This is a genomic window from Bacillus sp. ISL-75 (assembly GCF_018613095.1).
Genome location: NZ_JAGGQX010000034.1, coordinates 1 through 5,394, shown reverse-complemented (window position 1 = coordinate 5,394; position 5,394 = coordinate 1). Strand labels below are relative to the sequence as shown.

Here is a 5,394-nt window from a genome sequence, read left to right as displayed (position 1 = left end):
TCGTCCAAGATAATTTTTCTCCCAATGTGTTAAAGCTTTGCTTATTTCAGCTTCAAGTGTTCCTTTTGTTTTTTCCATACCGATTCCTTTTCCTTTTTTCAAAGTACATTCATAGATGGCCAAATATTGCTTATAATATTCTAAAAAAACAATCTTTTCCTCCCATGTGGCGACTTTCTTTCGGAAATCTAGGTACCATTGCTACAAAAGCGCCGGAAAGAAAAGCAGCCTTCACACAAGGACATATATATAAACCGGGAAAGAGGTTAAGACCAACTCTCCCAGTGTCCTTCCGGATCAATGGACGCAAGCCGAATCCATCCGTTTTTCACTTTTTGATGAAAGGCATGATCGTGGTCCAGCATCCGTTTCACATAGTCCCTCGGTGCTTGAATGACCACCAGCAAACGCAGTGGCTCATGATATGCCTCTTCATCCGATTTCATAACAGACTGCCAGGGAAGTCCGGATAATAAGTCACTGGCGTTCCCCTGCATGACCCCGAGACCGGCTGTCACGGTTTGGGTTGTTTTATTCCCGCTGCCATAATAATGAGGGGCAACAGTAGATGCATAATATTGCAGGTTAATCCATTGAGCTACTGTTGCCGGACCGGAAATAATGTTGGCGAGGATAGCACCGTTTTTATCCTTCTTCCAATTATAATTATTGAGGAAAACTCTTCCACCCAGATTACAGCCTTGGGTCAGCCGGCGTTCCCCGATGATAAACGCGGCGTTACGCGCCAAGCCCCATTCCGGACGGACCTCACTCCAATCTTCTGAAAGGCGCTGCGCCTCAGCCTTCGGATTCTTGAGATGGTTCCCAAGATTTGGTAATTGCAGAATCCGCTCGGCATTCGCTTCCTCACTCACCTTTGGCAACGCGGTTTGGACACGTTTAAATGCTTCCTTAGCTTCAGCTGATAGTTCCGGAACATAAAGCCAACGCAATTCATCAAGTGTGGTAATATGCTCGGCAGCTGCAAAAACTGTTTCTTTCGGAATGATAATCCCCTCAGTTTCAAGGCTCTTCCTTACGTTTGGAAGATTACACAAGGCTGCCAGCACCCGTGCATTGAATCCGCTTGATGCCCCTCCGCATGCACCGCAGTCGAGTGCAGAACTATATGGATTGTTCGTGCTGTGACTTCCATGTCCGCAAATAACCACCAGCGGTGCAAAGTTATCGGTTAGCCCCATCATTTTTAGAGCTTGCCCTACATAGTGTACTTTTTCTTTCACCGAAAAGCCAATTTGCAGATCTGATTCCGATGTGTTCGTATGGTCAAGCGAGAGTTCCGTGGATGGTTTGTGCAGCCATGTTTCGCGCAGTTTACTTAATATCCGGCCCGCACTCTGCGGCATAAAGCTGCGAGCCAGCGTTTGCAGGCTTAGCCAAGGACCGCTAATTTCCGGAAGCACCATGCTGGAAACCAGATTATGTTTCATCGTTTTAAATGTATAACCTAATGAACTGACTGCCTGATGCCGTTGTTGAAAGGATTCAGACTCTGATGAATACTCTTTTACTTTGTATTGCGGTTTAAACATTACCGGCAAAGAGTTATGCGTGTGGTTACTGCCAAGCTCGCAGGTTTCAATCGGCAATCCGAAAAATCCCGCTGTTCCAAAAGTCTCAAAATCTCCTGCTTTTTCAAGTTTTCGGCGAAAAGGCTCTGAACGCACATCTATACAAAATACAAATTGTGCGAGTGCCGGCTTTACATTTTCTGCCGCTACAGCAGGCTGTTGGGATGTAATCATCGTTTTTAATTGGTCTTCATATGTTTTTTCCCATGCTTCAAGCCAAAGGTTACTCCGCAGAACCGTATCAAAACGATATGCAAGGGATAAACGTGCCTTTATTTCTGTAGAGGATAACTGTGACCAAACATTGATTGGCAGGTTCCCCCATTCCGCCCAGGCTGAAATTAATGGTTTTAGATTTACTTTATCATTTCTTTTTTCTGGCAAGGGAAGATAGGGTTTAACTAAAGCCCATTCCATCGAAATTCGTACAGCTAAATAGTCAAGCAGCAGTGAACTTTCTTCTGCTGATTGCTGTGAGCGCCAAAGCATCATTCCCCCCCAGCCCGGCAAAGCAAGGAAATGTGCTTCAAAATAGTCTTGGATTTCCGAAAAAGGAATTTCGAGAATAAGCAAAACTTCCATTAAGGCAGCGTCTGCTTCTTCCGGCAGCTCACTTAGTTGTTTACGTACCTTACGGCTAAGTGCCGGGTCATGCTGGACTAGTTTCCGCCACGCATGATAGAAACCTTCTTCCCGGTTAGGCATCGACCAGACAGCCTGAGACTCATCCAAAAACAATTTACACCACTTGATAATATGGCGGTTAAGCTCGTGAGCTGTATTCACTCTTCCCAACTGTTCCAAGCGCTGGCTATAGGTTTTGACCGAATGTTTTTCGGTCAATTGGGATGCAAAACGGTTTAGTATTCTTGCCATGCTTTTTAACTCAGGTGCTTCCAAAGTACTTAAAGATGGTTGATTCTGTAAAAGTGCAGCCCGGCAAAACCGCTCTGCAACCTCACGCGGCAACTCCAAAGACTGTGAGTTTAGCCAATGTTGAAGCCCCTTTTCTAAAAAATCCCGATGAATCTCGCCTCGATCCTTTGCAGACTGAAATACGGAATCATTGGGGTAGATATCCACATCACAAGTATCTTTGAGCCAGCGTACAGTTTTTTCAAACGGTTTTCCCTCCAAGCCTACCCAAGGGTTGCGTGCTGCAAATGTGTTAATAGGCCCAAGCGGTGCAATGACGCTGCTAGCAGATTTCACCAAGTCATTAAGATCAAAATCAAGGGTATCAGGCTGTTTTTCCCAATGTAATGTTTTTACTAATGTTGTATTCATCTTAAATGACCTCCTCTAAAGAATGATTGTGTCAAATGCTTAGGATGACTTTCGACCAAATCATTTTGAGGTTCACCCAAGCGGACAAGCCAAAGATAAACAACAGTATAGGCAGTTGATGAACGATGACGAGCCAGCCATATACCTGCAGCACTTCCCGCCAATAAGATAATCAGGAGCAAAATGGCCGCTGATGCCGTTGGTTGAATTCCTTTCGGGATTGAATCTTGTAATACACCATAAAAAGCATCATGTACGAAACTGTATACAATTGCCGCACCTGCAACCAAAGAAAATCCTGCAATACGCCCGATACGTCCGGATCCAAAAGCCACTAGCTGGGTCCAGGCTAAAGAAACTGACCATCCTAACGTAAGAGCGCTTATCAATTGATAGCCCTCTCCAGGAGAAGACTTCCAAAGAACTAGTGCAACCAGGAGGCCTAAAATCCCGCCAGTGATTGTCCATAATGATGACGTTGGCTGTTGCGTCCCGGAGGTTGGCTCCTCATGATGATGAAGCGCAGAACCAGCCTGTAAAAACAGGGTTGATTTGAATAGACCATGTAAGACAGCGTGGATAATCGCTGCCAAATAAGCACCTAATGCGCATTGGATTAACATAAACCCCATCTGTGCAATTGTAGACCCGACCAGCTGCCGTTTATAATCAACGTGGACCAGCATAATTCCCGTCCCTATCAAGACTGAAACACTGGACAATAGAAGCAAAATAATTTGGGTTATATCTCCGCTAAAAAGCGGTGAAAATCGAGTCAAAATAATTCCGCCTGCATTCACTAATCCCGCATGCATTACCGCAGAGACAGGCGTTGGAACCACTACTGAATCTAACAGCCAGCGTTGGAAAGGCCATTGTGCTGCCGGAATCACGACAGCCAGGATTAGCATCAGGTTAATACAAGTCCTTTCCCATGAATCAAGCTGTGCAAGACTGCTTTTGGTAAGGACGAGTGACAGCTGCCAATGCCCCGTGGTTTGGGTGATCCAGATGACAGCTCCCAACAGGATAAGCCAGCCTAGCGCAAACAGACGGCCGGATTGCTTAGCTGCGTTTCTAGCAACACTCCACTCTTTTTTTAATCTTATAAGTAAAGTCAGTCCCAGGAGTGTAACTCCCCAGCAAACCAGTAGCAGGCGAAGGTCATTACTTAGCCAGACACCTGAATCAGCAGTAGTAGTAATAGTCATAAGAGCAAAATATTTTCGATAGGAACGATCACCGAGTAAGTAACGAACAGAAAACCGCTGCACGATAAAACCGATGGTAAGGACAAACAACGCCAGCAGCCATGATAAGGAATCGAGCCGCCAAGGGCCATAAATCATGGTCTCATTGTTCGTAACAAGGGAAAGCAGGGCAGCGATCGGGGGCAACAATGTGACACCGACGTGAAGCCGAACAAAAGACAGCGGAACCCTTGGGTATAACAGGAATAGCGCGCTAAGCACCGATATGGCAAGCAATCCAAAAAATATTTCTGGCAGAGAAATCAACATTTTACTTCCCCCCATCGATGTATGGAAGAAACCAACATTCCGAAAATATGACTTTGGCCAATTTCCTTCATTATGCTACATTCCTTTCTGTTTTATTTTTAAAAACAAAAAAACCGACAATTTTTTAAGCATAATGGTTAAAACCATTAAACTTTGAAAATTGTCGGTTTACTTTTAACGGGCCCAGTAAGGCCTTTTAATAGTCTACCTAATTTTGTAATTTACTTTTTTCCAATAAGAAAGTATATTTACAGTTGTCCTCTTTATTATAGATTACGTTTTCATATAGTCAATAGAAAGTTATTAACCTCATGCTAAGGTAATCTATTTATTTAGAGAAATCAATTAAAGAATTAATTTATAGTAGTAATGTTACTATTTATCAAACATTCTGTCAAGTTAAAATTTGTTCCAAACTTACTCATTGTGAATTTCAAGGAACGAGAACCTCATTTCCACTCTATCGTTTAGCAGCACCCATTCAAGGAAAAAAAGGGCTTCTTCGCTCCATACAAACCACCCAAGCCAACGGAGTTCCAGTCAAAATGGTCTTCGTTCGTAACCGTAATAAAAAGAGCGAGTGGCTAGCTATTTTGAGTACAGACTGTACGTTAAATGACCAAGAAATTATCAAAATATACGGCATGAGATGGGACATTGAAGTCTTTTTCAAGACAACGAAATCCTTATTAAAACTCCAAAAGGAGTTTCAAGGTCGTTCCTATGATTCCTTAATTAGTCATACAACGATTGTCTTTTCACGATACATTGTACTGTCATGGCAAAACCGATGTAGCAGGGACGAAAGAACACTAGGTGGTATGTTTTATGAACTTTGTGATGAAATCAGTGACCTCGATTGGGCTACTGCGCTTCAGCAATTAATCGAGCTTCTTGAAGATACCCTTAAAGAGAGTAACAAGAAAATTCAAAAGTTAATCAAAAATCAACTACAACAATGGATCGCTGGCTTACCCAACTATATCAAGGCATAC

General features: G+C 43.4%; 3 protein-coding genes. 1 reads left to right on the top strand and 2 read right to left on the bottom strand.

Translation table 11 applies throughout. From position 1 onward, the window contains the following. Positions 1–266: 266 nt before the first annotated feature. The gene (locus tag J7E63_RS15255) at positions 267–2,879 is read right to left on the bottom strand and encodes a DUF2309 domain-containing protein (RefSeq protein WP_215013778.1); all 2,613 of its coding nucleotides are present in this window, start codon (positions 2,877–2,879) and stop codon (positions 267–269) included. After that, a complete protein-coding gene (locus J7E63_RS15250; protein ID WP_215013776.1) occupies positions 2,876–4,414 on the bottom strand; it encodes an NADH dehydrogenase subunit 5 in 1,539 nt (512 codons plus the stop codon). The genes J7E63_RS15255 and J7E63_RS15250 overlap by 4 nt, the downstream gene beginning before the upstream one ends. Before the next feature lie 311 nt (positions 4,415–4,725). Here J7E63_RS15250 and J7E63_RS15245 point away from each other — a divergent pair. Further along, on the top strand, positions 4,726–5,394 hold a 669-nt coding region (locus J7E63_RS15245), incomplete at its 3' end, for an IS4 family transposase (protein ID WP_483861487.1).

Excerpts from the sequence above, each read along its gene's own strand:
- J7E63_RS15255 (WP_215013778.1), bottom strand. The coding sequence starts at position 2,879 with ATGAATACAACATTAGTAAAAACATTACATTGGGAAAAACAGCCTGAT.
- J7E63_RS15250 (WP_215013776.1), bottom strand. The coding sequence starts at position 4,414 with ATGGGGGGAAGTAAAATGTTGATTTCTCTGCCAGAAATATTTTTTGGA.